Annotated in this window: 28 protein-coding genes; 14 read left to right on the top strand and 14 right to left on the bottom strand. The window is 53.7% G+C overall.

The annotated features are described in order from the left end of the window. The first annotated feature begins 111 nt into the window (after positions 1-111). From thrS to M0D42_RS03195, 5 genes are all read left to right on the top strand, one after another. Positions 112-2,061, top strand: coding sequence for a threonine--tRNA ligase (gene thrS / locus M0D42_RS03215; RefSeq protein ID WP_265020167.1), 1,950 nt, complete (start codon positions 112-114; stop codon positions 2,059-2,061). Positions 2,062-2,280: 219 nt separating this feature from the next. Beyond that, the gene (locus M0D42_RS03210) at positions 2,281-2,586 is read left to right on the top strand and encodes a DUF2282 domain-containing protein (protein ID WP_265020166.1); all 306 of its coding nucleotides are present in this window, start codon (positions 2,281-2,283) and stop codon (positions 2,584-2,586) included. An 82-nt stretch (positions 2,587-2,668) separates the two neighbouring features. Next, entirely contained in the window at positions 2,669-3,532 is an 864-nt protein-coding gene (locus tag M0D42_RS03205) for a DUF692 domain-containing protein (protein WP_265020165.1), read from the top strand. Beyond that, complete coding sequence (locus tag M0D42_RS03200; protein ID WP_265020164.1) at positions 3,529-4,284, top strand: DNA-binding domain-containing protein; 756 nt, start codon at positions 3,529-3,531, stop codon at positions 4,282-4,284. Before M0D42_RS03205 ends, M0D42_RS03200 begins: the two co-directional genes overlap by 4 nt. A 2-nt stretch (positions 4,285-4,286) precedes the next feature. Beyond that, entirely contained in the window at positions 4,287-4,847 is a 561-nt protein-coding gene (locus tag M0D42_RS03195; protein WP_265020163.1) for a DoxX family protein, read from the top strand. A 4-nt stretch (positions 4,848-4,851) separates the two neighbouring features. Here the strand turns inward: M0D42_RS03195 and M0D42_RS03190 are convergent, their stop codons facing one another. Together M0D42_RS03190 and M0D42_RS03185 are read right to left on the bottom strand one after the other, a co-directional pair. Further along, on the bottom strand, positions 4,852-5,220 hold the full coding sequence (locus tag M0D42_RS03190; protein WP_265020162.1) for a hypothetical protein: 369 nt from the start codon (positions 5,218-5,220) through the stop codon (positions 4,852-4,854). A 44-nt stretch (positions 5,221-5,264) separates the two neighbouring features. Continuing rightward, the gene (locus M0D42_RS03185) at positions 5,265-5,576 is read right to left on the bottom strand and encodes an ArsC/Spx/MgsR family protein (protein ID WP_265020161.1); all 312 of its coding nucleotides are present in this window, start codon (positions 5,574-5,576) and stop codon (positions 5,265-5,267) included. 207 nt (positions 5,577-5,783) lie between these two features. Here M0D42_RS03185 and M0D42_RS03180 point away from each other — a divergent pair, with 207 nt between their 5' ends. After that, positions 5,784-5,990 (top strand): cold-shock protein, encoded by a 207-nt coding sequence (locus M0D42_RS03180; RefSeq protein ID WP_072793626.1) that lies wholly within the window; start codon positions 5,784-5,786, stop codon positions 5,988-5,990. A gap of 64 nt (positions 5,991-6,054) precedes the next feature. Here the strand turns inward: M0D42_RS03180 and M0D42_RS03175 are convergent, their stop codons facing one another. The 3 genes from M0D42_RS03175 to M0D42_RS03165 all read right to left on the bottom strand — a co-directional run bounded on the left by M0D42_RS03175 (position 6,055) and on the right by M0D42_RS03165 (position 7,869). Continuing rightward, entirely contained in the window at positions 6,055-6,393 is a 339-nt protein-coding gene (locus tag M0D42_RS03175; RefSeq protein WP_265020160.1) for a hypothetical protein, read from the bottom strand. A gap of 163 nt (positions 6,394-6,556) precedes the next feature. Then, a complete protein-coding gene (locus M0D42_RS03170; protein ID WP_265020159.1) occupies positions 6,557-7,036 on the bottom strand; it encodes a dihydrofolate reductase in 480 nt (159 codons plus the stop codon). Next, positions 7,036-7,869: a thymidylate synthase gene (locus M0D42_RS03165; protein WP_265020158.1), complete on the bottom strand. Its 834-nt coding sequence runs from the start codon at positions 7,867-7,869 to the stop codon at positions 7,036-7,038. The genes M0D42_RS03170 and M0D42_RS03165 overlap by 1 nt, the downstream gene beginning before the upstream one ends. Before the next feature lie 207 nt (positions 7,870-8,076). Here M0D42_RS03165 and M0D42_RS03160 point away from each other — a divergent pair, with 207 nt between their 5' ends. After that, positions 8,077-8,505: a VOC family protein gene (locus M0D42_RS03160; protein WP_265020157.1), complete on the top strand. Its 429-nt coding sequence runs from the start codon at positions 8,077-8,079 to the stop codon at positions 8,503-8,505. A 3-nt stretch (positions 8,506-8,508) separates the two neighbouring features. Here the strand turns inward: M0D42_RS03160 and M0D42_RS03155 are convergent, their stop codons facing one another. After that, on the bottom strand, positions 8,509-9,006 hold the full coding sequence (locus M0D42_RS03155) for a MarR family winged helix-turn-helix transcriptional regulator (RefSeq protein WP_265020156.1): 498 nt from the start codon (positions 9,004-9,006) through the stop codon (positions 8,509-8,511). An 85-nt stretch (positions 9,007-9,091) separates the two neighbouring features. Further along, the gene (locus tag M0D42_RS03150; RefSeq protein WP_265020155.1) at positions 9,092-9,352 is read right to left on the bottom strand and encodes a succinate dehydrogenase assembly factor 2; all 261 of its coding nucleotides are present in this window, start codon (positions 9,350-9,352) and stop codon (positions 9,092-9,094) included. 121 nt (positions 9,353-9,473) lie between these two features. On the opposite strand from M0D42_RS03150, the gene M0D42_RS03145 reads away from it, so the two are divergent. Further along, positions 9,474-10,676 (top strand): pyridoxal phosphate-dependent aminotransferase, encoded by a 1,203-nt coding sequence (locus M0D42_RS03145; RefSeq protein WP_265020154.1) that lies wholly within the window; start codon positions 9,474-9,476, stop codon positions 10,674-10,676. Between the two features lie 15 nt (positions 10,677-10,691). Beyond that, the gene (locus tag M0D42_RS03140; RefSeq protein ID WP_265020153.1) at positions 10,692-11,114 is read left to right on the top strand and encodes a hypothetical protein; all 423 of its coding nucleotides are present in this window, start codon (positions 10,692-10,694) and stop codon (positions 11,112-11,114) included. On the opposite strand, the gene M0D42_RS03135 is transcribed toward M0D42_RS03140, so the two are convergent. Beyond that, positions 11,111-12,487: an MATE family efflux transporter gene (locus M0D42_RS03135; RefSeq protein ID WP_265020152.1), complete on the bottom strand. Its 1,377-nt coding sequence runs from the start codon at positions 12,485-12,487 to the stop codon at positions 11,111-11,113. The genes M0D42_RS03140 and M0D42_RS03135 overlap by 4 nt on opposite strands. A 164-nt stretch (positions 12,488-12,651) precedes the next feature. Here M0D42_RS03135 and M0D42_RS03130 point away from each other — a divergent pair, with 164 nt between their 5' ends. Next, positions 12,652-13,305 (top strand): TIGR02453 family protein, encoded by a 654-nt coding sequence (locus M0D42_RS03130; RefSeq protein WP_265020151.1) that lies wholly within the window; start codon positions 12,652-12,654, stop codon positions 13,303-13,305. On the opposite strand, the gene ppk2 is transcribed toward M0D42_RS03130, so the two are convergent. The 3 genes from ppk2 to M0D42_RS03115 all read right to left on the bottom strand — a co-directional run bounded on the left by ppk2 (position 13,302) and on the right by M0D42_RS03115 (position 16,607). Beyond that, entirely contained in the window at positions 13,302-14,228 is a 927-nt protein-coding gene (ppk2, locus tag M0D42_RS03125; protein WP_265020150.1) for a polyphosphate kinase 2, read from the bottom strand. The two genes, M0D42_RS03130 and ppk2, sit on opposite strands and share 4 nt — an antisense overlap. Before the next feature lie 71 nt (positions 14,229-14,299). Next, on the bottom strand, positions 14,300-15,718 hold the full coding sequence (locus M0D42_RS03120; protein WP_265020149.1) for a pyridoxal phosphate-dependent decarboxylase family protein: 1,419 nt from the start codon (positions 15,716-15,718) through the stop codon (positions 14,300-14,302). 124 nt (positions 15,719-15,842) lie between these two features. Then, positions 15,843-16,607, bottom strand: coding sequence for a hypothetical protein (locus tag M0D42_RS03115; RefSeq protein ID WP_265020148.1), 765 nt, complete (start codon positions 16,605-16,607; stop codon positions 15,843-15,845). Between the two features lie 247 nt (positions 16,608-16,854). Here M0D42_RS03115 and parE point away from each other — a divergent pair, with 247 nt between their 5' ends. Beyond that, a complete protein-coding gene (parE, locus tag M0D42_RS03110; RefSeq protein ID WP_265020147.1) occupies positions 16,855-18,813 on the top strand; it encodes a DNA topoisomerase IV subunit B in 1,959 nt (652 codons plus the stop codon). Positions 18,814-18,833: 20 nt separating this feature from the next. After that, complete coding sequence (locus M0D42_RS03105; RefSeq protein ID WP_265020146.1) at positions 18,834-19,544, top strand: HNH endonuclease signature motif containing protein; 711 nt, start codon at positions 18,834-18,836, stop codon at positions 19,542-19,544. A 207-nt stretch (positions 19,545-19,751) separates the two neighbouring features. Here the strand turns inward: M0D42_RS03105 and M0D42_RS03100 are convergent, their stop codons facing one another. Further along, complete coding sequence (locus M0D42_RS03100; protein ID WP_265020145.1) at positions 19,752-20,369, bottom strand: DUF2726 domain-containing protein; 618 nt, start codon at positions 20,367-20,369, stop codon at positions 19,752-19,754. A 160-nt stretch (positions 20,370-20,529) separates the two neighbouring features. On the opposite strand from M0D42_RS03100, the gene M0D42_RS03095 reads away from it, so the two are divergent. Continuing rightward, complete coding sequence (locus M0D42_RS03095; protein ID WP_265020144.1) at positions 20,530-20,649, top strand: entericidin A/B family lipoprotein; 120 nt, start codon at positions 20,530-20,532, stop codon at positions 20,647-20,649. Between the two features lie 9 nt (positions 20,650-20,658). On the opposite strand, the gene M0D42_RS03090 is transcribed toward M0D42_RS03095, so the two are convergent. Beyond that, the gene (locus M0D42_RS03090) at positions 20,659-21,882 is read right to left on the bottom strand and encodes a urate hydroxylase PuuD (protein WP_265020143.1); all 1,224 of its coding nucleotides are present in this window, start codon (positions 21,880-21,882) and stop codon (positions 20,659-20,661) included. Between the two features lie 87 nt (positions 21,883-21,969). On the opposite strand from M0D42_RS03090, the gene M0D42_RS03085 reads away from it, so the two are divergent. Then, positions 21,970-22,875, top strand: coding sequence for a LysR family transcriptional regulator (locus M0D42_RS03085; RefSeq protein WP_265020142.1), 906 nt, complete (start codon positions 21,970-21,972; stop codon positions 22,873-22,875). Here M0D42_RS03085 and uraH read toward each other — a convergent pair. Then, positions 22,872-23,225 carry a hydroxyisourate hydrolase gene (gene uraH, locus M0D42_RS03080; RefSeq protein WP_265020141.1) on the bottom strand — a complete coding sequence of 118 codons (354 nt, stop codon included), beginning with the start codon at positions 23,223-23,225 and terminating at the stop codon, positions 22,872-22,874. The genes M0D42_RS03085 and uraH overlap by 4 nt on opposite strands. Positions 23,226-23,302 lie beyond the last annotated feature (77 nt).

Here is a 23,302-nt window from a genome sequence, read left to right as displayed (position 1 = left end):
CAGCACTTTCCACGACTTGACTTAGCGCATCGGGCAAAGCATCTAGGGGGCGAACCACATACCCGCAACCGGGCGTTCTGTAGGCGCCAAACTGACGAGGAGCTTCTGGCAATGACCCAGATTTCCCTGACTTTCCCCGATGGCAATGCACGATCTTACAACGCAGGTGTAACACCTGGCGAAGTCGCCGCATCCATCGCGACCTCCCTTGCAAAAAAAGCGATCTCTGCGACTGTTGATGGTCAACATTGGGACCTTGCGTGGCCAATCGAGGCAGATGCCTCCATCGCAATCAACACATTGAAAGACAATGACGCCGAAGCGCTGGAACTCATTCGCCACGACTGCGCCCATATCATGGCCCGCGCTGTGCAAGAGATTTGGCCAGACGTCAAAGTCACGATCGGCCCAGTGATCGAACACGGCTGGTACTATGACTTTGACCGTGCAGAGCCCTTCACACCAGAAGATCTCGGCCTCATCGAAAAGAAGATGAAAGAGATCATCAATCTGCGCGATCCCGTCCGCACTGAGGTCTGGGAGCGCGAAGTTGCAGTGAAATACTACGAAGATCGTGGTGAGCCATATAAAGTAGAGCTGATTGAAGCCATTCCTGGCGACGAGCCTCTACGCATGTATTGGCACGGTGAGTGGCAGGATCTTTGCCGCGGCCCTCACCTGCAGCACACAGGTCAGGTGCCAGCGGATGCTTTCAAACTGATGTCCGTGGCTGGCGCGTATTGGCGCGGCGATAGCAGCCGCGCGATGCTGCAGCGTATCTATGGTGTGGCTTTCAAAAACAAAGAAGACCTGAAAAAGCACCTCACCTTCCTAGAGGAAGCTGAAAAGCGCGATCACCGTCGCCTGGGCCGTGAAATGGACCTCTACCACATGCAGGAAGAGGCACCGGGCCAGGTCTTCTGGCACCCGAATGGTTGGACTGTTTATACCGAGCTGCAGGACTACATGCGCCGCGCGCAGCGCAAAGGCGACTATGTAGAGGTGAACACTCCACAGGTGGTGGACCGCAAGCTTTGGGAAAAATCCGGCCACTGGGACAAGTACCAGGAAAACATGTTTATCGTTGAAGTGGATGAGGATCACGCGCGCGAAAAGGCCGTGAATGCTCTGAAACCGATGAACTGCCCGTGTCACGTGCAGATTTTCAATCAGGGTCTGAAATCTTATCGCGATCTGCCGTTGCGTATGGCCGAGTTCGGCTCCTGTGCGCGGTATGAGCCCTCAGGTGCGCTTCATGGGATCATGCGGGTACGCGGCTTCACTCAGGACGATGGCCACATCTTCTGTACCGATGATCAGATCACGTCCGAGACAAAAATCTTCATCGACTTTCTGTCGAAGATCTACAGCGACCTAGGCTTTAATGATTGGACCATCAAGCTCTCTACCCGTCCGGAACAGCGGATCGGCTCTGATGAGACTTGGGACGAGATGGAGAAAGCCCTTGGCGATGCTTGTAAAGCGGCGGGCCACGAGTTTGAAATCCTCGAAGGCGAAGGCGCTTTCTATGGCCCGAAGCTTGAATTCACTTTGACCGACGCGATTGGTCGAAACTGGCAATGCGGCACTCTTCAGGTTGATGCAAACCTGCCAGAACGTTTGGACGCAACATATATTGGCGCGGATGGTGAAAAACACCGCCCTGTCATGTTGCACCGCGCGACACTCGGGTCGTTTGAGCGTTTCATCGGTATTCTAATCGAGGAACACGCAGGCAAGCTGCCATATTGGCTGGCCCCGCGTCAGGTTGTGGTTGCTGCGATTGTTTCGGACGCCAATGACTACTGCCTTGAAGTTGTCGAAGCATTAAAAGCGGTAGGCGTGCGTGCTGAGGCTGATCTGCGTAACGAGAAGATCAACTATAAAGTCCGCGAGCACTCTGTCGCCAAAGTGCCGGTGATCTTAGCCTGCGGGAAAAAAGAGGTTGAAGATCGCTCTGTGACGGTGCGCCGCCTGGGTGAGAAGCAAACCAAGGTCCAGACGCTCGACGAAATTGTTACAAGCCTGAAAGCAGAGGCTACTCCGCCAGACCTACGCTAAGCGTTTGTAACATTTCTCACGACAGTTATGTAAAAAGCCGGGTCAGATGATCCGGCTTTTCCTTTATTTTAAGCCATTTTCCCCTAAGATTGATCACACCAGATAACACGACCGTGACCCACGAATGCGTTATTGGAGAAGTGAGACAGTGAACGGCTAGAGTCCAGTCATGCCGACAAGAGCGGCAAAAATGAACAACCTGATTTAGGGAACATGATTATGTCTAAGACCGTAAAAACACTGGCAGCAGCAGCTTCCGTCGCAGCAGCAATGACTGCAGTTACTTCCACCACTGCACACGCAATGGACAAAGAAAAATGCTACGGCGTTTCTCTGGCAGGTAAAAACGACTGCGCAGCTGGCCCAGGCACAACATGCGCCGGCACATCCACTGTAGACTACCAAGGCAACGCGTGGACACTGGTTGACGCGGGCACATGCGACAAGATCGAACTGCCTGCAATGGCAGACGGCAAAGCCCGCATGGGCTCCCTGGAAGCACTGGATCGTGACCTGCCAGCATAAGGCTCTCACGTAAGCTTCACTGGCTCCGCTCCCCTCGGGCGGAGCCTTTCTGCCCTCTAGGGCACCCAAGAAAGACCTGAACATGCTTGATACTGCTCAGAAATTTCCCTCTCTTCCCCATAAGCCGGGTGTTGGCTATAAAGCTCAGCACTTTGCCGATATTCTGGATAATCCGGGATCTGTGGGTTGGTTGGAAATTCACGCAGAAAACTACATGGGCATGGGAGGCCGACCACTTGCGCAGTTGCGTCATCTGGCCGAAGAATTTCCAATTTCTGTGCATGGTGTAGGCCTGTCGATCGGTGGTGAAAGCCCACTTGATCCAGAACACCTTGCACGCTTGAAACACTTGGTTGAATGGCTGAACCCGACGGTGTTCTCCGAACACCTCGCTTGGTCCACCCATGACGGTAGCTATTTCAACGACCTGCTGCCATTGCCTTACACCAAAGAGACGCTCACCCGTGTCGCCGATCATATCGATCAGCTTCAAAACACGATTGGCCGTCAGATGATGCTTGAGAATCCCTCAAGCTACCTGAAATTCGCCGAAAGCACCTGGTCTGAACCAGACTTCCTGCGTGAAGTCGCAGAACGTTCAGGCTGTGGCCTGCTTTTGGACGTGAATAATGTATTCGTGTCGGCCACGAACCTCGAATATGATCCACGCGACTACATCAACGAATACCCGCTTGATAAGGTTGGAGAAATCCACCTTGGCGGCCATGATGAAGACGAAGATGATCACGGCAAACCTCTGTTGATCGACAGTCACGGTGCTGAAGTCGTTGACCCGGTTTGGGCCCTGCTTGATCACACTCTGGCCCTATCTGGGCCCCGCCCGATCCTGATTGAATGGGATACCGATGTTCCAGAGTGGCCCGTGCTTTCTGCCGAGGCAGATCGGGCCGCAACAGCGCTTGCGAACATCACGGTGCCAGCATGAGTGTGACGCAAACCGAATTCCGGGCCGCCATGCTGGATGCATCTCATGAGGTGCCCAGCGGACTGCTTGATGGCCATGATCAACCAGCGGGCCGCCGTTTCAGCGTCTATCGCAATAACGTCGCGGTTTCGCTCACAGAGGCGCTCGAAACAGGTTTTCCTGTCATCGCAAAACTTCTAGGCGAAGCGAACTTCAAACCCATCGCTGGGTTGTTTCTGCGCCAATCTCCGCCTTCCGCACCCGTTATGATGCACTATGGAGCCGCGTTCCCTCAGTTTCTGAGAGAGTTTCAGCCATTGCAGCATCTGGGTTATCTGGGTGATGTGGCTGAAATCGAGCTGGCGTTACGCCGTAGCTATCATGCAGCAGACAGCACAGGTGTGGCAGGTGATGCGCTCGCTCAAATTGCACCTGAAATACTGCCCAATGTTCGCATGACTCTTGCGCCTTCGCTTGAGGTCTTACGCTCACATTGGCCGATCTATGATATCTGGGCCTTCAACACCTATGAAGGTCATCCCCAACCCCAGGCTCAGGCGCAGAACGTTGTGATCATGCGACCTGAGTTTGATCCCACCCCGCATCCGCTCCCCGCGGGTGGCGCAACTTTTATCTCTGCCATTCAAAAGGGAGAAACCCTGGGCAAAGCCACAGAAACCGCGGCGGAGCTGGCAGAGGACTTCGATCTTGGAGCTGTTCTGGGTCTTTTACTGACCCATGGCGCCATCATCGAAATTAAGAACGAGGACTGACTATGAACATGCTGATTTCATTGCACAACGCCATCTTTGATCGGCTGGACAGACAGGATTGGCTGCTGCCTACCCTGGCCCGCCTGATTTTTGCCGCTGTGCTACTGTTCTACTATTGGAACTCAGGCCTTACCAAACTGGGTGATGGTTTCTTTGGCTTCCTTTTCCCGTCAGTTGGCGCCTATGCGCAGATCTTCCCGAAGGCTTTGGAAGCCGTAAGTTACAACACCAGTGCCCTCAGCATCTTCCACTGGGCTGTGGTATTTGCGGGCACAGTGACGGAATTTATTCTGCCTGCCCTGATTGTGATTGGCCTTCTGACCCGCATCGCATCTCTGGGCATGATCGGCTTCGTGATCATGCAATCTTTGACCGACATCTACGGCCACGGCGCTGACGCGGACACCATCGGCAGTTGGTTTGACCGCATCTCTGATGCGCACATCATGGACCAACGTGCATTCTGGGTCTTCGTACTTTTGCTGCTAGTGATCAAGGGCGCAGGCCCTCTGTCACTAGACCGCATCCTTGCGGGACGCAAATCAGAAACAGCGGCAGCTTGATCTCTTAGAAATGCGCCTTTTCCTCGTCGGGTTTGCCTGCGGCCACCGCAAGAACCCCGGCGAGGCCCGCAAAAGCAATCGGGAACATCGTAAAGACGTTGAAGCCAAATCCCACATACATCCATACTGCCGACGCCAGCAAAAGCAGCCCGCCCCAGAGCGCACGAGCCCGCGCCATTGCGCCACCTGCGATGGCGAGCATGGGAGCCATCAAAGACGTGCTCCGGATTAATTCGACATTGTCGACCTGCTCTGCAATCCCTTCAAGCTCGCCCCAGCTTTCAATGGCAGCAGTATAGCCCCAGCCGAAAAAGCCCACGATCATACCCGTGATTCCGGCAATAATCCCCAGCACCAAAGCTGCGTTTCTCATCCCATTCTCCTATCTCTGTAGCTCGACATAGGCAGAGGAAGGCGTTACGCCAAGGCGGCCTGCACCTCTTTGCTCCAACTTAGAAATAATTCCCCGTCACGATCAATCAGCGGGCGTTTCATTAGCGTTGGGTGTTCAGACAACAGCGTCAATTCAGGTTTTGCGCGCTCTTCTGCAGAAAGCTGACGCCATGTGGTTGACCGCGTATTCAGCAAAGCGCTGCCAAATTCGGCATGTGCTCTTTCAAGGATCTCTGCAGGTACACCTTCCGCACGCACGTCCACCAGCACCGCAGTCGGTAAAGATTTCAGTGCCTTACGGCAGGTATCGCAGTTTTTCAGACCATAAAGTTGCATTTCAGATACCCCTTATTGAAGTTGACCTTAGGTAAGCCTTAGGAATTAGGCTTTGTTTTGCTTGCTTTTTACATTGTCCGTGCAATCATTCGCCCGTGGCATTTTGTTTCGCTTGCTCGATTTCGCCAATTCAGACATTCGGGCCATTGGAAAGGTGCTGCACCCCAGAAGATCGGGGCGACTGTTTGAAGTAGAAGGAGAGACGGTATGCCAAGTGGCACCGTAAAATGGTTTAACACAACCAAAGGCTACGGCTTTATTGCACCGGATGAAGGCGGCAAAGACGTTTTTGTTCACATTTCTGCGGTTGAGCGTTCTGGTCTGACTGGCCTTGCCGACAACCAAAAAGTTGAGTTCGAGCTGTCGGAAGGTCGTGACGGCCGCCAGATGGCGACTGATCTCAAAGTATCATAAGCACGCGCGGGGCGTATTTCACGCCCCACTCACTTCCCCATAAATCAAATGAACGCCACCGGCTTTAGTGGGTGGTGTAACATCCTTTTTCGCCAACCGGGCATACGATGCGCTTCTTGTGAACTTTCTTCACACGCTTCGGCTCGTGGCAAATTTCGCCCGCAACAGGCACACCGCAGCTGACCATTCCACCGGCTTGAACAGGCTGCAGACCTGCTGGGCAAAGGTTCTGGCTGGAAGACGCTGTACGGTACACGCAACCTGATGGGGTTTGCGGTGGCGGAACAGGAATGAATTCAACAATTGGATCTTCCTTAATTTTGCACGGGAAGATCACGCAGGTTGCATGCGCAGGCGCGGCTACCGCGACCAAGGCTGCAATCAACAGCGATTTCTTTAACATCTGGTCACCTTTTCTCTATTCGAACTGCTCAATGTTATTCAGGTGTTTTAGCGCAGCTTCACACTACAAGATTTTGAGATTCAGTCAATTTTTGCGACTCCGCTCAGCTCTTAGAGTGACGCTTTCAGCGAAAGCGTGACATTTTTGAATCGTCTCAGATGCCCTAACGCTTGCGGAAGTATTCGGTAAGTTCGCATTTCGGATCAGCCTCACGCAAAGGGCGGCTATGGGCCAGCACCCATTCATTATCCGAAAAACTTGGGAAGAACGTGTCGGGCGCATCCACTTCAACATCGACCTCGGTGATCAGCAGCCGATCTGCCAGAGGCAACATAGCTTTGTAAATTCCGGCACCACCCATGCTGTAAATGCGCTGATAACCAGCAGCATGCGCAGCATCAATCGCCGCTTCGACGGAAGGAACCGTGATATCTCCCAGCCCCTCTTGAGAACTGACCACAATATTCAGACGATTTTTCAGAGGCTTGAACGGCAGGCTATCCCAGGTATTGCGCCCCATGACCACGGCGCCGCCAAGGGTCTCGCCTTTGAAAAAACTTAAATCTTCCGGCGCGTACCATGGAATATCATTGTCTTTCCCAATGGCACCGTTTTTATCGCGCCCGACAATCAGAGTAATCATTAGACAGCAACCGGCGCTTTGATGATGGCGTCAGGATTATAATTCACGATCTCAAAATCCTCGTATTTGAAATCAAAGATCGAAGACACATCCCGCTTCAGGCGAAGTTCTGGCAGCGCTTTTGGTGTGCGTGACAGCTGGGTTTTCACCTGTTCCATGTGATTGGAGTAAATATGCGCATCCCCTATCGTGTGCACAAAATCTCCGGGCTCATAACCCGTTACATGGGCCAGCATCACCTGAAGCAGTGCATAGCTCGCGATGTTGAATGGAACACCGAGGAACATGTCAGCTGAGCGCTGATAAAGCTGAAGGTGCAGCTTCCCACCAAGGATTTTCACCTGCCACAGCGTATGACATGGGGGCAGCGCCATGTCAGGCACATCCGCAGGGTTCCAGGCAGAAACGATCAGGCGGCGACTGTTGGGAGAGGTCTTAATCATCTCCACAAGATCAGCAATCTGATCCACGGTGCGCTTGCGATAAAGTTGCTCTTCGCCCTCCGGGGCATCCACGGCCTCAAGTGCCGGGAACCGTCGCCATTGGTGGCCATAGACCGGCCCCAGATCGCCGTTTTCGTCCGCCCACTCATCCCAGATGGTCACGCCGTTTTCTTGCAGATAGCGAATGTTGGTATCACCACTTAGGAACCAAAGTAGCTCATGTATGATAGAGCGCAGGTGTAGCTTCTTTGTGGTGACCAGAGGAAAACCCTCCGACAAAGGATAGCGGCATTGCATGCCAAAATAGGATGTCGTTCCGGTTCCGGTGCGATCCGTTGTGGTTTCGCCGCGGTCTAAGATGGCTTGCAAAGCGTCGTGATACTGCTGCACCCGAGCCCTCCTTTGGGATTCAGCAAAGTCAGAGACTCATTTGATAACTGTTTTGCCAGAGCAACGCTATATCTCGTGGCCACAAAAGCGAAAGATACCAAATAAACATTCGAGCTGGCGTCGATACCAAATAAATGTAATCGATTACAATCAGCGCTCGACATTGGTGATCGACGGGTTAGACTGGCCACGAAAAGGAGATTCCCAATGAAACTGCGCTACTTGCACACAATGGTCCGAGTGAAAGACCTAGAGAAATCCATGGCATTCTTTGCCCTGCTTGGCTTGAAAGAAACTCGTCGTATCGACCACGAAGGCGGCCGGTTTTCTTTGATCTTTATGGCCCCGGAAGGTCAAGAAGAATGCCCTGTCGAGCTGACCTATAACTGGGATGGTGACGACGGCCTGCCAAGTGATGGCCGCCACTTTGGTCACCTCGCCTATGAAGTCGAGAACATTTACGAGATGTGTCAGCACCTTCAGGACAATGGCGTCCTGATCAATCGCCCGCCACATGATGGCCGCATGGCCTTTGTGCGCTCACCAGACAATATCTCAGTAGAGCTGCTGCAAATGGGTGATGCCCTACCGCCAGCGGAGCCTTGGACCAGCATGGGCAACACCGGCCATTGGTAAGCCTTAATAGATGTAGCGGATTTGGTCGCTCCAATACCGTTCTACCCGCCGGAGGGAGGAGGTTATTTCTTCCAGTCCCTCTGGCCCCAAAACCCCTTTGCTCTGCAGGCCCTCAGCGTGGCGGGCAAAAAGTGCCGAGACAACGTCATGAATGCCCCGCCCCTTATCCGTTAAGCGCACGCGCACGGACCTGCGATCAATCTCGCAGCGCTGATGATGCATATAGCCCGCATCGACCAGTTTTTTCAGATTATAGCTGACGTTACTGCCTTGGTAGTAACCGCGCGACTTCAATTCACCGGCGGTAACTTCGTTATCACCAATGTTAAAAAGAAGCAGGGCTTGGACCGCGTTGATTTCCAGAACACCCACGCGTTCAAATTCGTCTTTGATCACATCCAGCAACAGCCGGTGCAGGCGTTCGACCAGCGCCAGTGTGTCTAGATAGCCCGCGATGAAACCAATTTCATCGGCCTGGCCAAGCGATGGATGTATGCTCATTCCAGTCTCCGTCTCAAGTTCAGAGAGAAACTGAAGCAAAATAGCCAAAAATCTGTTAAGTCGGCTTAATTCGCTAAAATGCGAACTACTTTCGCACCATTTCGGACGCGATATCTGCGATCAGATCTTTGAATTCAGCTGGCGCGTCTGCCTGCCCGCTGACCCATTGATAGAGATCTTGATCGTTTTCATTCAAAAGCGCGTCGTAGTGATCCAGCGCGGCCTCATCCATGGCATCAAGCCTGGTGTCGGCAAAATGGCTTAGGATGATATCCATCTCTTTGATGCCGCGCCGCATTGAGCGCATCTTCATGCGTTTCAGACGGTGTTCACGCAGTTCTGACATGGTCTTAATCCCCTTGCAGCTCCGCTTGCACCTACCCCCCCGCATCATAAATCGCAATAGCGCTTGAACCTTCAAATCCTGCCCCCTAAGACTTGGGGGATCAAACATATCAGAGGCCACCATGTCGTTTTTGTCCACAACCCTCTCGCGTGTGAAACCCTCTCCAACCATCGCCATGACCGCCAAAGCGGCGGAGCTTAAGGCTCAGGGCCGCGATGTCATTGGCCTGTCTGCCGGTGAGCCGGACTTTGATACGCCAGAGAATATTCGCAACGCAGCCAAAGCGGCGATTGATGCGGGCAAAACACGCTACACAGCACCTGATGGCATTGTGGAGCTGAAGCAAGCGATCTGCGATAAGCTGAAACGCGACAATGGTTTGGAATACACAACCAAGCAGGTTTCCGTTGGCACGGGCGGCAAGCAAACGCTTTACAACGCCCTGATGGCCACCTTGAACGAAGGTGATGAGGTAATCATCCCTGCACCTTACTGGGTTTCTTACCCGGATATGGTTCTGCTTGCAGGCGGGACGCCCGTGGTGGCGGAAACAACGCTTGAAAACAGCTTCAAGCTGACTGCAGAGCAATTAGAAGCGGCGATCACACCAAAGACCAAATGGTTCATCTTCAACAGCCCGTCCAACCCGACCGGTGCCGGATACAGCCGTGATGAGCTGAAAGCCCTGACCGATGTGCTGGTCAAACACCCGCATGTCTGGATCATGACAGACGATATGTACGAACTGCTGGCCTATGATGATTTCGAATTCTGCACCCCTGCAGAAGTTGAGCCAAGCCTTTACGACCGGACGCTCACCTGCAACGGCGTATCCAAAGCCTATGCCATGACCGGCTGGCGGATTGGCTACGCCGCTGGGCCAGAGCACCTTATTGCCGCGATGCGCAAAGTCCAGAGCCAGTCGACCTCAAACCCTTGTACTGTAAGCCAATGGGCTGCGGTTGAAGCCTTGAACGGCACTCAAGATTTCGTTGCCCCAAACAATGAGAAGTTTGTGCGTCGCCGGGATATGGCTGTAGAAATGCTGAATGCCATTGATGGGATCACCTGCCCAACTCCTGAGGGTGCATTTTATGTCTATCCGTCCATTGCAGGACTGATTGGCAAAACCACCCCACAAGGCACCAAGATCACAGATGACGAGGCGTTCGCAATCGCTCTTCTGGAAGAAAAAGACGTCGCGATTGTCTTTGGTGCGGCCTTCGGTCTGTCGCCAAACTTCCGCGTCAGCTATGCGACCTCTGATGAGGCCTTGAAAGAAGCGTTGACCCGTATCACCGATTTCTGTGCAAGCCTGACCTAACCTTCGGAGAGCCCTATGGTTGCTGATCTGCCCGAGTATTTCTTCCGCACCCGTGAAGGTGGCGCGAGCGTGTTTCGGGTAGACAGCAACAACCGGCATCGGCGTATTGAGATGGAGCAAATCGCGACTATCAATATGCGCACGGGAGAAGTACGTCCCAATGGGGACCGAGAGCTGTTTGCAGAAGACCTGCAAGCCATCAACACGTGGATCGCAGATCGCAAAGAGACGCTCGACTGGCGCGAGATGGATGACATTCTGCGCACGGTCGATCAGATCAATGGCACCGCCCATTGGGCGCAATCAAAGGCGAGCGACGAACAGCTTGAAGCTGTTACAGACACGCTTCTGATGGCCATGCACGATCTGCGCAGCGTTTTAGTGCGTAAGCGCGCGAATGCATTGGCTGACAAAGAAGACGCCGAAAAACAGGGCTAAATTGCGCTGGGTTTCAGCCTTTGCGCAGCCTGTTGGCGCAGGTTCGCAACCATATGCGCCCAGAACCGCCACATCAGCAGGATCGCGGCCACACCGAGACCAAGCCCAAGGCCGATCCAGATGCCGATCCCTTCCCAGCCCAGAGTGAACCCGAGCACATAGCTCGCGGGCACACCGACAATCCAATAACTGATCGCCGCCATGATCAACGGCACCTGGGTATCGAGAACCCCACGCAATACGCCCAGCGCCATCGCCTGCAAACCATCTACAAATTGGAAGAATGCCGCGGCCAAAAGGAAAACCGCCCCAATCTGAATGATCTGATCGTAGTTTGGCTCATCAGCGCTGAGGAAGAGAGAAATCAGGAACTCCGCCTGAGTGACAAAGACCACGATCGAGAACACGGCGAAGGCGAGGCTCATGAAAATCGCTGTCCGAGCCCCACGTGCAAGGTGTTCAACGTCTCCCCTGCCAAGCGCATTCCCAGCCCGTACTGTCGCCGCATTGCCCAATCCAAGGTGCACCATAAACATGAGACCAGCGAGGTTGATGGCAATTCCGTGGGCCGCCAGCGGGATGGTTCCAAGCCACCCCATCATCAAGGCACCCGCAGCAAAGAGCCCAACCTCAGCCAGCGTTGTGAAACCAATTGGCACACCAATTCGGAACACGCGCCCCATGGCTTCCCAATCAGGTCTCCAGAGGTGCGAGAAAAGATCATATTGCGGCAGACGGCCTGCAGCATAGACGACGGCACCTGCAATCATAACGCCCTGCACAGCGAGTGACGCAATCGCGGCACCGGTGATGCCAAGCTCAGGTGCCCCCCAATTTCCGAAGATGAGCGCATAATTCACAAATGCATTCACCACGGCCGCCAAGACTGTGATCCAGAACACCACGCGTGTGTGTTCCAGGGCTGCAAGATAGCTTTTCAGCACCATAACCAGAAGCGCCGGGATCAACCCGATGCCCATAATCCGCAAATAGCTCTGTGCCGCCTCACTGAGCATTGGATCCTGGCCCGCAGCCACAAGAATGGGTTTCGCCCACCAAAAGACCGGGAGCAGCGCCACCGCGTAGATCACCGAGAGCCACATGCCCATTCGCGTGGTACGGCGGATCGTGGTGTCATCTTCCTGCGCCAAAGCTTCGGCCACCATGGGCATCACGGCAAAAGCAAAGCCTGACCCCAAAATAAAGGCCAGAAAGAAGACCTGAGAACCCAAGACAACGGCGGCCAACGCATCCACGGAATACCAACCAAGCATGACCGTATCGGTCAGCCCTACAGAAAACTGCGCCACATGCCCACCGATCAACGGCAGGCCAAGCTGCATGAGCGCACGCACATGGCCGCGATATTTCATCTCATTTTGATCCATAAAACAGCCATACGACTCGCCCAATTTTTAGGCAAGATGATTCCTTCGATCTCGCCCTGCGCTAATGCACAGGTCACTCACGCAAAACGAGAAAACACTAGACGTATCACTTTGATCTCGCAAAACTGGTCGAAGTCTTGTGGAGATTAATGGTGGATACGTTTCAATCGCTTATTCCTGATACGCGCGCTTTTTTAGGAGAATTGGCCGCGAATAATAACCGTGATTGGTTTTTGGCAAACAAAGATCGCTACGACAGCACATTGAAGCGCCCAGCGGAATTGCTGCTTGAACAAGCTGGTGCCAATCTGAACAAAGCACTTGGCGCTGATGTGAAAACCAAACTCTTTCGCGCAAACCGCGATGTGCGGTTTTCGAAGGACAAAACACCCTATCATCAGCATCTGCACATGCTTTGGACGGCTGATCTTGGCGGGCGGCAACCCTTGGGATTCTTCTTCGGAATCGGGCTTGAATATATTTCCATTGGTGCCGGACTGATGGGGTTTGAGAAAGACACTTTGATCAGCTGGCGCGCAGCCATCGATGGACCACTGGGTGCAGACTACCAAAGCCAGGTCGAAAAGCTCGGTCAGCAAGGCTTTCGTATCGCTGAGCCGGAACTAAAACGTGTCCCCGCACCCTATGACAAAGAGCATCCACGCGGCGAGCTTTTGAAGCGCAAAAGCCTGTCGGCTTGGAAAGACTTTGAGGCAGGCGATATCCCTGCACCAACCAAGGCCCTTGAAACAGTGTTCAAGGACCTTGTTCCCTTGGCTCAGATGTTAGGTGGATTGCGTTAGGCCGAGCTACGACGAGTCTCTGGGTGCAGTGCCTTGCCCAGAATGTGGTCTGAGCGGTGAATCACGTGACTTGCAGAAGCGACGATCAGGGGATCAGGCGCTGTGACAACGTCATGGTCCTTGCCTGGGTACTCCACTGAATTCAGGAAGTGTCGCATGCAGTTCAACCGCGCGCGCTTTTTGTCATTGGACTTGATCACCGTCCAAGGCGCATCCGCGGTATCCGTGTAGAAGAACATCGCCTCTTTTGCTTCGGTGTAGTCATCCCATTTGCCGAGACTTGCCTTATCAATCGGGCTGAGCTTCCATTGCTTCAACGGATCGGTTTCACGGCTGGCAAAGCGTGATTTCTGCTCTTCGCGGGTGACTGAAAACCAATATTTATAGAGATGGATGCCGGACCGCACGAGCATGCGTTCTAAGTCCGGTGTTTGCCGCATAAATTCGAGATACTCATTGGGCTCACAGAAACCCATGACGCGCTCTACCCCGGCCCGGTTATACCAGCTGCGGTCATAGAGGACGATTTCACCTGACGTTGGCAGGTGATCGATATAGCGCTGGAAATACCACTGCCCGCGCTCTTCATCCGTTGGTTTGTTCAACGCGACAACGCGTGCGGTCCGAGGATTGAGATGCTCTGTGAAACGTTTGATCGTGCCGCCCTTGCCGGCCGCATCGCGCCCTTCAAACAGCATGACAAACTTCTGTCCTGTCTCCTGCGCCCAGAGCTGAACCTTTAACAGTTCCGCCTGAAGCTGCGCCTTCTGGGTCTCATACTCTTTGCGTGTCATACGCTTTTCATAGGGGTATTCCCCCTGCTCAAAGGCCAGCACTTTGGAGGTTTCGTCCTGCCCATTCACTGTGGCAAGAGGTTTGGCATTTTCTGAGGTTTTCTCGGAAGTTTTCACTGTCGCAGGCATTGTCGCTCCTTCATCTGGTTATGCGTATTCGCTACCAGATGAAGGCCTTAAGCGCCTTGACTCACGTCAAGCTATTTTGACGCCAAATCCGCCACAGCTTGCACCGCTTCGCAGATGTGCGCCTCGGTCGTGCGATGATTTACGATCGCGGCGCGCAGCATTTCAACTTCGCCAACTTTGGTGGTTGAAAAGACCGCCTCACCGCTCTCCTGTAATTCAACAGCAATGCGCACATTCAGTTCGGATTGATCTTCCAATGAAAGCGAAGCATCTGCTGTGAAGACACAGACGTTAGATACCGGATCCTGCGCCAGTGCCATTTCAGGATGTTTGCGAACCTCTTCTGCCATCCGGCTTGCCAAACGACAGTTTCGGGTAATGGCCTGCGTAAAAGCGTCTTCGCCAAGTGTTTCCAAAGCCATCCATACCTTGATGGCGCGGTTGCCGCGTGAGAGATCGATGCCGTAGTCGCAGAACCAAGGTTCGCCGCTCGCAACGCCGCGCTCTTTTCCGTCCAGATAAACCGGCCGCGCTGTGAAAGCCGCGCGCAATTCTGCGCCATCACGGACAAGGCACAACCCGCTGTCGTAGCCAACGTACATCCACTTGTGGAAATCCAATGCGATGGAATCCGCGCGCTCTATACCATCAGACAGGCTGCGGTATGGTTCCTCAGCCAAACGTGTCCATGCGCCAAAAGCACCATCGATATGCAGCCACATGCTTTCAGCAGCAGCCACATCCGCCAGATGATGGAAGTTGTCATAGAGCCCAAGATCCACCGATCCGGCAGTGCCAACCAGCAAAAATGGTTGCGCTCCTCCAGCACGGTCCTCAGCGATCATGCTCTGAAGAGCATCGATGTTCATTTTGCCTTCACTCAGAGGCACCAATCGAAGGTTTGCTGACCCGACTCCCAAAAGCTCCAGCGCCTTTTTCGTCGCATTGTGAACGCCTGCTGCGGCATAGGCCGTCAGGCGGACCTCGCCCTGACCACCTGCACGCACGTCACTGCCCAAAGCGCGCACACGCGCCGCGGCAAAAGCCTGAACTGTGGCTTGAGACGTTCCGGTGACAAAGACGCCGAAAGCGGTTTCCGGCAAGCCCATCTTGCGACAGGTCCAGTCGATCACCGCTCGTTCCATATAGTTGGCGCCGTGGTTCCGTCCGCCACAATTGGAGTTCATGACCGCAGCGACCATGCTGGCAGTCACATCTGTCGCCATCCCGGTGCCCTGCACCCAGCCCCAGTATTTCGGATGAGTGTTGCCCGCATGATAAGGCAAGACCTCGTCGCGCAAGCGCGTCATGAGGTCGGCTTGTTTGGCTTCGGTCTGGCCGATGGCGTATTGCGCCTGAAGATCCTCCGGCACGTGCTGCCAGGGGCGTTCATCTGCGCGCTGCATGAGTTCGATACAATGATCCAAAAGATCATGCGCCTCGGAGCGAAACCGTTCCCAATCTTTTGGGTCCAGAGATTGTTCAGTCACGCGCAGTCCCCCTCAGGTCATAACTTGATGAGCCACTTACATGACCAGAAAGCTGCGCGCACTCCAAAACCGCAACATTGCAGGAACACAACGTCGCGGTTTCAAAAAAATGAAAAATCGTACGTTAAATCGACATGCGTGTCGGGATGCTCATCAAGGGAACGATGCGACCAAAACCCTGCGTCGGATGAAAGCGTTCAACATGTTGAAAGGCGCGAAGTGCTGCGATCGGTTCAGCATTGGGCATATCCAAAGACATCACTTGATCGCGTTTCAGATTGCCTGAAATCACCGGCCATTCTTCATCATATTCGCTGTCTACCACGCGGCAAGGCGCAATCGCTGTGACCACCACATTGCCGACTGGGACAAGCCTGAAGATGTCTGACGCCACTTTCAAAACCGCGCTGGAGGCATAGGCCTGATAAAGCTTCATCGATTTTTCTCTGGGCATCTTAACTTCCGTCAACTTGCCGCTTGGCATGTATTTGAAATGGAAGTCCGGCACGATGGTTTGTTTGTGCAACGCCAGGATCGCATGTAACAGACCATTTTCGACCGAGAAGCCCAGCCCACGGGCAAGCTTGTGTATGCGTGTCAAAGTCTGCTGACTTTTGACCACCTTCATCAAGGTGCCATCATCCCCGGCACGCAGTTTTGCGTAAACCTGCTTTGCCTCAGGCCGCGTCTGAGCAGCCCATTGGATTTCATCTATCACCTCATGGTGCAGACCTGTGATCTGGCGAATGTAACTCTCCAGCTCATTCAGGTCCTGAGCGTTGGATTTCTCCATCGCCCGCTTCTGCCTGTCCTTTTCTTTCTGCTCGTATTCCCGAACAGCGGGTCTTATTGTTCGACCCAAGGACCCCATAGCGTCATTATAAACCATGACATTATTCTCCTCTGGGGTGTGGTTTGCCTCACACCTCAACCGTGGGAGCAAAAGTCTCAATCTGCAACATAAAAAATTAACGCAATCAAAGATCTAAAGAAATTGCTGCTTTTTCATGGTATTTATTAACCTTTTCGTAACCTTCTGCAGCTCTATGCGTGGCTGTACTGCAATAGGCTTGCGCTCTTGCCCATCGCGCATCCGGGTGGAATAATACCAGCAACCATAATTAAAAGAGCAGCGCATGACCGATCTTCTCGCGGCAACCGAAACCGAACATACCTATGACGCCTCCTCGATCGATGTCTTGGATGGCCTTGAGGCCGTGCGCAAACGCCCGGGCATGTATATCGGTGGCACGGATGAGCGCGCGCTGCATCATATGGCAGCGGAAATCATCGATAACTCAATGGATGAAGCCGTTGCGGGTTTTGCCACACGGATCGAAGTCACTCTGCTGGCAGACTACTCCCTCAAGGTCACAGACAACGGGCGCGGCATCCCGATTGATCCGCACCCTAAATTTCCAGACAAATCTGCGCTTGAGGTGATTTTCACCGAGCTACACGCGGGTGGTAAATTCTCCGGCAAGGCGTATGAAACTTCCGGTGGTCTCCACGGGGTAGGCTCCACCGTCGTAAACGCGCTTTCTGACAGTTTGATTGTTGAGGTCGCCAAGAATAAAGAAGTGTTCCAACAAAGTTTCATGCGGGGCGTGCCGCAAGGCAAATTGGAAAAGATTGGCGCAGCCCCGAACCGGCGCGGCACCACTGTGACATTCCACGCGGATGATCAGATCTTCGGCAAACACCGTTTCAAACCAAAACGCCTCTTCACGCTGGTACGCTCCAAAGCCTACCTCTTTTCTGGCGTGGAAATCCGCTGGAAATCAGAGATCGATGACGGCGAGACACCGGTTGAAGCCACCTTCCACTTCCCTGGCGGCCTGTCGGACTATCTGACCGAAACCTTGGGAGGATCGACCGTCTACGCTGATGTGCCATTCGCAGGCAAAGTTGAATTCAAAGAGAAGTTCAACGAAGCAGGTTATGTGGAATGGGCAATCAACTGGACACCATCGCGTGACGGTTTCATTCAGTCATACTGTAACACCGTCCCAACGCCTGAGGGCGGCACCCATGTCACTGGCTTCTGGGCCGCGATCCTGAAAGGCATCAAGGCCTACGGAGAACTCGTCGGCAATAAAAAGGCCGCGCAGATCACTCGCGACGACCTTCTGGCGGGCGGCTGCGCCTTGGTCAGCTGTTTTATTGCTGACCCGGCCTTCGTGGGTCAGACCAAGGACCGGCTTTCCACAGAGTCTGCCAACAAGATGGTTGAGAACTCCGTCCGCGACCACTTTGACAACTGGCTGGCCTCCAACAACAAATCCGCCGGTGCGATCCTCGACTTCCTTGTGCTGCGCGCCGAAGAACGCCTGCGCCGCCGTCAGGAAAAAGAAACCCAGCGCAAGTCCGCCACCAAGAAACTCCGCCTCCCCGGCAAGCTGACCGACTGTTCGGCCACCAACCGCGAGGGCACAGAGCTTTTCATCGTGGAGGGAGACTCTGCGGGCGGTTCTGCCAAAATGGCGCGCAACCGCAAAACGCAGGCGCTGCTGCCCCTGCGCGGTAAAATCCTGAACGTTCTGGGCGCGGCCAGCAGCAAGATCGGCACAAACGCTGAAATCAGCGATCTGACCCAGGCGCTTGGCGTCGGGCTTGGCACGAAATTCAACGTCGATGATCTGCGCTATGACAAGATCATCATCATGACCGATGCGGATGTTGACGGCGCCCATATCGCGGCGCTCTTGATGACCTTCTTCTACACCCAGATGCGCCCGATGATTGACAAGGGCCACCTCTATCTGGCCTGCCCGCCCCTCTTCCGCCTGACCCAAGGCGCAAAACGCATCTACTGCGTCGACGAGGCCGAACGCGACGCATGGCTGGAAAAAGGCCTTGGCGGCAAAGGCAAGATAGACGTCTCCCGCTTCAAAGGTCTGGGCGAGATGGACGCGAAGGATTTGAAAGAAACCACCATGGACCCTGCGTCACGCACATTGATCCGCGTGACCATTGACGAGGATGAACCCGGAGAGACCTCCGACCTTGTTGAACGCCTGATGGGTAAGAAACCTGAGAAACGGTTTGAATACATCCAGGAGAACGCACGGTTTGTGGAGGAGTTGGATGTTTGATTTATTAAGGAAATCGCAATTTGAAGTATTTTACAGGAATTTCAGAACAATCAATTTTCGAAGCACTTTCCTTTTCGGCTAAACTTAAAGCTCAAGGCCTCGAACTTCACAAGCACACTAAAGGTGCGGGAGCGCCGAAAGACCACTTTATTCGACACAAGGATGAACTCCATCCGCTAAAGGCCGTGATTAAACAGGCAATGTTGCGAGAAGGGATTGACCCTACTCAACCAGGCCGCAAGGAGTTCACCTCTCATAATGGGCGCGACTGGCTCAAGCGAACATTTGGCATTGAATGGGTCCAGATACCAGAAAATGGCCTAGAATCTAGCCAAGAAGTTGAACGTCAAATCAAGTTTCAACAGGTAATTTCCCGGCCACAGCAAGCACAGTTTAGAATTAATGTTCTCGAGGCATGGAAAGGGAAATGCGCAATTAGCAGCTGCGATGCGCTTGCAGCATTAGAGGCAGCGCACTTAGTACCTGTCGCAGTCGGCGGATCAGACGAAATCGAAAATGGCATTCTGCTACGTTCTGATTTGCACAAGCTATTCGACGCAAATCTGGTCGCTCTCAACCCAACGTCAAATAAAGTTCACTTTCATTCATCTATCGAAAATAACTATTCCAATCTTATTGATCGCAGTATCAACTTTCCGAAGCGATCTCCTGCAATAGCCAGCGCATTGAAAGGTCGCTGGCAGGCGTATCAAAATTTGCCAAGCCACTAAACCAGTCAAAGGCATCGCCTGACCGCGGGCGGTAGCGAAGCGCCCGCCCATGGGGGCGGTCGGGCGCTGCCCGGCGGTGCTGGGCATGTTTGGCGAGACGTTTCCGCGCAATTGCGGATTTGCCTTCGGCAAATTGGGGGCGGTCACCTTTCATCGATTGCAAGCAATCGACTACCGGTCAACGGGGCGCTGGCCGTGCCGCAAGCGTCACCGGCGAGATGGAACACCCCAAGGCGCTTTGTTGCTTAACAGCTTTTCAACATCAGATCGCAGCTCGCTAGGTTTCGTACCTTTCTTAACCTCCAAGAATGGCACACCAGCACGTCGTAAAACCTCGCGTTTGACCGCATCGCGCATAAAGGCCTTTTCTTGATAATGGCCTGCGCCTTGATACTCGATGGCAAGCGCCAGCAACCCATTTTCATCAATCACTGCAAAGTCTAGACGCTTGGAATTGATAGATGCGAAGGCCTCTTTGCGCTCTTTCCAATCGCCCGAACTCATTCTTGGTTTCAACAACTCCCCAAGACTGGTTTGCGCCATCAATCGGTACTTACCGGCATAGCTATCAACGACTTTCTCTAATTCCACGAAAACCCGATACTCGGATTTGTTTAGTATCTGAACCTTTTCAAAATTGACCTTTGAAATCGCATTCAACTGGTTAGCCGGATCGGCCATGCCCTTGTTGTTCCGATCACCCCAATGACGGCGAGCTGAATTAATTGGCCTAACGTTTGTGTGTTTTCTACGCCGAGGTTTTCGACCTTCTCGCCAGAAAAGGACACCCAAAAATACGACTAAGAAAACCAGAAACAGTTCCATGCTGAGCCCAAAATTAACAATAAGTTAATTTTATGTATCAATCAGAGACTATTGCAAGGATCACGTTTTCGCGTTTGCGTAGGGTGAAGGTGTAACCCGACGGGTTGCCTCGCGCGGCGGTGCCGTTAAATTCAACCCAAACATTATTCACGGAGCCGACATGACCCGCATTCTTATGATCACCGCCCTCTTTGCATTGACCGCATGTGAAACCATCGAAGGCGCGGGCCGCGATATTTCGGCGGCTGGCACGGCGATTGAAAACGCGGCCAAAAAGTAACGCGGCGCATCACGACCCGTTCTTGAACCAAGCGACAATCTTCTGCCGCTCGTCGTCTTCCATCCAAGACACATTGGCGGGCGGCATGGCGTCACTCACACCTGACTGCACATAGATCGCCTGCGCCAGCGCCGCGATCTCGCCATCGGTTTCCAGCAGCACGCCTTTCGGGGCGCGGTGGATACCCTCATAAACCGGCTCCCGCGCGTGACACATGGAGCAGCGGCCCAGCACAATATCGCGTGCCTCTTCAAAGCCGTCAGCCTCGGCAAATTGCACCGCATGGGCGGGCATCTCAGCCTCGGCTTCTTCCAGCGGTTTCATCACCGGCCCCGCTTGCGACAGCCACATGATCGCGATGAACAAAAGCACCGTCACCAACCACGTCCACCAATGCATGCCTTTGCGGGCGTGCATAGAGTTGAAGAAATGCCGGATCGTGACGCCCATCAGGAAAACCAGCGCGGCGATCAGCCAGTTGTATTGCGTCGCGAAGGCCAGCGGGTAGTGGTTTGACAACATGAGGAAAATCACGGGCAGCGTGAGGTAGTTGTTATGGGTACTGCGCAGCTTGGCGATCTTGCCGTATTTACTGTCAGGCACCCGGCCCGCCTTCAAATCCGCCACCACAATCCGTTGGTTCGGCATGATGATAAAGAAGACATTCGCCGTCATGATCGTGGCCGTGAAAGCCCCCAGATGCAGCATCATGGCGCGGCCGGTAAAGACTTGGTTCAGGCCGTAGCCCATGACCACAAGAAGCAAGAACAAAAGCACCATCAGGACGGTCGGATGTTCGGCCAATGGCGATTTACACAGCGCGTCATAAATCACCCAGCCCACACCCAGAGTGGCTGCAGACAGCAAAATTCCCTGCCAAATCGCCATGTCGGATTTATTGGCATCGACCAGATAAAGCTCTGCCCCGGTCCAATAGACGATCATCAAGAGGACAAAGCCCGACAGCCATGTCGAATAGCTCTCCCACTTAAACCACGTCAGGTGATCGGGCATGGCCGCCGGTGCGACGAGGTATTTACGGATGTGGTAAAACCCACCACCGTGCACCTGCCATTCTTCGCCGTCCGCGCCACCGAAATCACCGTCGCGGCGTAGGCCCAAGTCCAAGGCGATGAAGTAGAAAGACGAGCCGATCCAGGCGATTGCCGTAATAACGTGCACCCAGCGGGCGGCGAAGCCCAGCCATTCCCAGATGATCGGCCATTCTTGCATGATATACCTCCGCCTTCTTGACTATCGGCTCGTTAGATTATCTTCTATCCTCTAACAAACCCGAAGAGTTTCAAGAAAAACCTGACAATGTCCTATTTCGACAATATCCGAACCTTCATCCGTGTCTATGAATTGGGCAATATGTCTGCGGCTGCGCGCGACCAGCGGATTTCGGCGGCGGTGGCGAGCTCACGGATTGCGCAATTGGAAGAACACCTGAAGGTGCGGTTGTTTCAGCGCACAACGCGGCAGTTGCATCCCACGGAACAGGGCCAGATTTTCTATGGTGGGGCTTGCAAAATTGTGGAGGCAGTTGAGCAAGCAGAGGCAGATGTGGAAAGCGTCACCCTAACACCACGTGGGTCATTGTTGGTGGCCGCGCCTCTAGGAATTGGCCGACGCCTGATTGCGCCACTCATTCCCAAGTTCAAAGAAGAATACCCACTGATTGACATTCGCCTGCGCCTGTCAGATCGCGAGCTGGACATCACCGGCGAAGGCTTGGACATTGCGTTTTTTCTAGGCCTGCCAAAAGACAGCACCCTGAAGGTGCGCAAAATCGCGGATTGCCCGCGCGTGCTCTGCGCCGCTCCGAATTACGTGGCACAGAAAGGCTGGCCCAAAGCCACAAAGGAATTGGTAGATGGCACACACGACTGCCTGAACCTGCGGTACCCCGGCGCGCCAGAGTTTCAATGGCCGCTACAAACCCCTGATGGCACTCAGAAATTTGCAGTGAAGGGCCCTTTTGAATCCGATGATGGTGACGTTCTTACCAACTGGGCCCTAGAAGGACATGGCATTGTCCTGAAACCCTTTTTCGAAGTGCGAGAACACTTAAAAAGCGGCGCGCTTGTGCCTGTCTTGGAAGACAATGCACCGGTTTCAGTGCAGCTTGGCTGTCTCTACAGCCATCGCCGCCATCAAGACCCTAAAACGCGCCTCTTCATTGATTTTCTCGCCAAACCTATGGCGCGCGCCGTACAGTCTTAGCTGCCGCGATAGGTCGAATAACCAAAGGGTGAGAGCAAAAGTGGCACATGATAGTGATCCTGCTCACTCATGCCAAAGCGAATAGGAATTTGATCGAGAAACATGACGTCGCCCTGCGTATCGCCATGTTTGCGAAGGTAGTCTCCGCAGAAGAAGATCAACTCATAGGTGCCTAGTTCAAACTGATCTGTAGGCAAGATCGGTGCATCCGTGCGGCCATCAGCGTTGGTCACGGCCGTGGCAATTTTGCGATGAGAATTGCCAGACACACGATACAGTGCGATTTCAATCCCCTCGGCGGGACAGCCCCGCGCCGTGTCCAAGACATGAGTTGTCAGATATCCGCTCATTGCGCTCTCCTTTTAGGCACATCTTTCATAGACGCACCGCATTCCGTCTGCACACTGTACAGATGCCGTCAGGTCTT

This window comes from Cognatishimia activa, from assembly GCF_026016445.1.
Taxonomy (GTDB): Bacteria; Pseudomonadota; Alphaproteobacteria; order Rhodobacterales; family Rhodobacteraceae; genus Cognatishimia; species Cognatishimia activa_B.
Note: the sequence above shows the minus strand (reverse complement) of the source record. Positions and strands in the feature narration are given on the sequence as shown.

Excerpts from the sequence above, each read along its gene's own strand:
- thrS (WP_265020167.1), top strand. The coding sequence starts at position 112 with ATGACCCAGATTTCCCTGACTTTCCCCGATGGCAATGCACGATCTTAC.
- M0D42_RS03210 (WP_265020166.1), top strand. The coding sequence starts at position 2,281 with ATGTCTAAGACCGTAAAAACACTGGCAGCAGCAGCTTCCGTCGCAGCA.
- M0D42_RS03205 (WP_265020165.1), top strand. The coding sequence starts at position 2,669 with ATGCTTGATACTGCTCAGAAATTTCCCTCTCTTCCCCATAAGCCGGGT.
- M0D42_RS03200 (WP_265020164.1), top strand. The coding sequence starts at position 3,529 with ATGAGTGTGACGCAAACCGAATTCCGGGCCGCCATGCTGGATGCATCT.
- M0D42_RS03195 (WP_265020163.1), top strand. The coding sequence starts at position 4,287 with ATGAACATGCTGATTTCATTGCACAACGCCATCTTTGATCGGCTGGAC.
- M0D42_RS03190 (WP_265020162.1), bottom strand. The coding sequence starts at position 5,220 with ATGAGAAACGCAGCTTTGGTGCTGGGGATTATTGCCGGAATCACGGGT.
- M0D42_RS03185 (WP_265020161.1), bottom strand. The coding sequence starts at position 5,576 with ATGCAACTTTATGGTCTGAAAAACTGCGATACCTGCCGTAAGGCACTG.
- M0D42_RS03180 (WP_072793626.1), top strand. The coding sequence starts at position 5,784 with ATGCCAAGTGGCACCGTAAAATGGTTTAACACAACCAAAGGCTACGGC.
- M0D42_RS03175 (WP_265020160.1), bottom strand. The coding sequence starts at position 6,393 with ATGTTAAAGAAATCGCTGTTGATTGCAGCCTTGGTCGCGGTAGCCGCG.
- M0D42_RS03170 (WP_265020159.1), bottom strand. The coding sequence starts at position 7,036 with ATGATTACTCTGATTGTCGGGCGCGATAAAAACGGTGCCATTGGGAAA.
- M0D42_RS03160 (WP_265020157.1), top strand. The coding sequence starts at position 8,077 with ATGAAACTGCGCTACTTGCACACAATGGTCCGAGTGAAAGACCTAGAG.
- M0D42_RS03155 (WP_265020156.1), bottom strand. The coding sequence starts at position 9,006 with ATGAGCATACATCCATCGCTTGGCCAGGCCGATGAAATTGGTTTCATC.
- M0D42_RS03150 (WP_265020155.1), bottom strand. The coding sequence starts at position 9,352 with ATGTCAGAACTGCGTGAACACCGTCTGAAACGCATGAAGATGCGCTCA.
- M0D42_RS03145 (WP_265020154.1), top strand. The coding sequence starts at position 9,474 with ATGTCGTTTTTGTCCACAACCCTCTCGCGTGTGAAACCCTCTCCAACC.
- M0D42_RS03140 (WP_265020153.1), top strand. The coding sequence starts at position 10,692 with ATGGTTGCTGATCTGCCCGAGTATTTCTTCCGCACCCGTGAAGGTGGC.
- M0D42_RS03135 (WP_265020152.1), bottom strand. The coding sequence starts at position 12,487 with ATGAAATATCGCGGCCATGTGCGTGCGCTCATGCAGCTTGGCCTGCCG.
- M0D42_RS03130 (WP_265020151.1), top strand. The coding sequence starts at position 12,652 with ATGGTGGATACGTTTCAATCGCTTATTCCTGATACGCGCGCTTTTTTA.
- ppk2 (WP_265020150.1), bottom strand. The coding sequence starts at position 14,228 with ATGCCTGCGACAGTGAAAACTTCCGAGAAAACCTCAGAAAATGCCAAA.
- M0D42_RS03115 (WP_265020148.1), bottom strand. The coding sequence starts at position 16,607 with ATGGTTTATAATGACGCTATGGGGTCCTTGGGTCGAACAATAAGACCC.
- parE (WP_265020147.1), top strand. The coding sequence starts at position 16,855 with ATGACCGATCTTCTCGCGGCAACCGAAACCGAACATACCTATGACGCC.
- M0D42_RS03100 (WP_265020145.1), bottom strand. The coding sequence starts at position 20,369 with ATGGAACTGTTTCTGGTTTTCTTAGTCGTATTTTTGGGTGTCCTTTTC.
- M0D42_RS03095 (WP_265020144.1), top strand. The coding sequence starts at position 20,530 with ATGACCCGCATTCTTATGATCACCGCCCTCTTTGCATTGACCGCATGT.
- M0D42_RS03090 (WP_265020143.1), bottom strand. The coding sequence starts at position 21,882 with ATGCAAGAATGGCCGATCATCTGGGAATGGCTGGGCTTCGCCGCCCGC.
- M0D42_RS03085 (WP_265020142.1), top strand. The coding sequence starts at position 21,970 with ATGTCCTATTTCGACAATATCCGAACCTTCATCCGTGTCTATGAATTG.
- uraH (WP_265020141.1), bottom strand. The coding sequence starts at position 23,225 with ATGAGCGGATATCTGACAACTCATGTCTTGGACACGGCGCGGGGCTGT.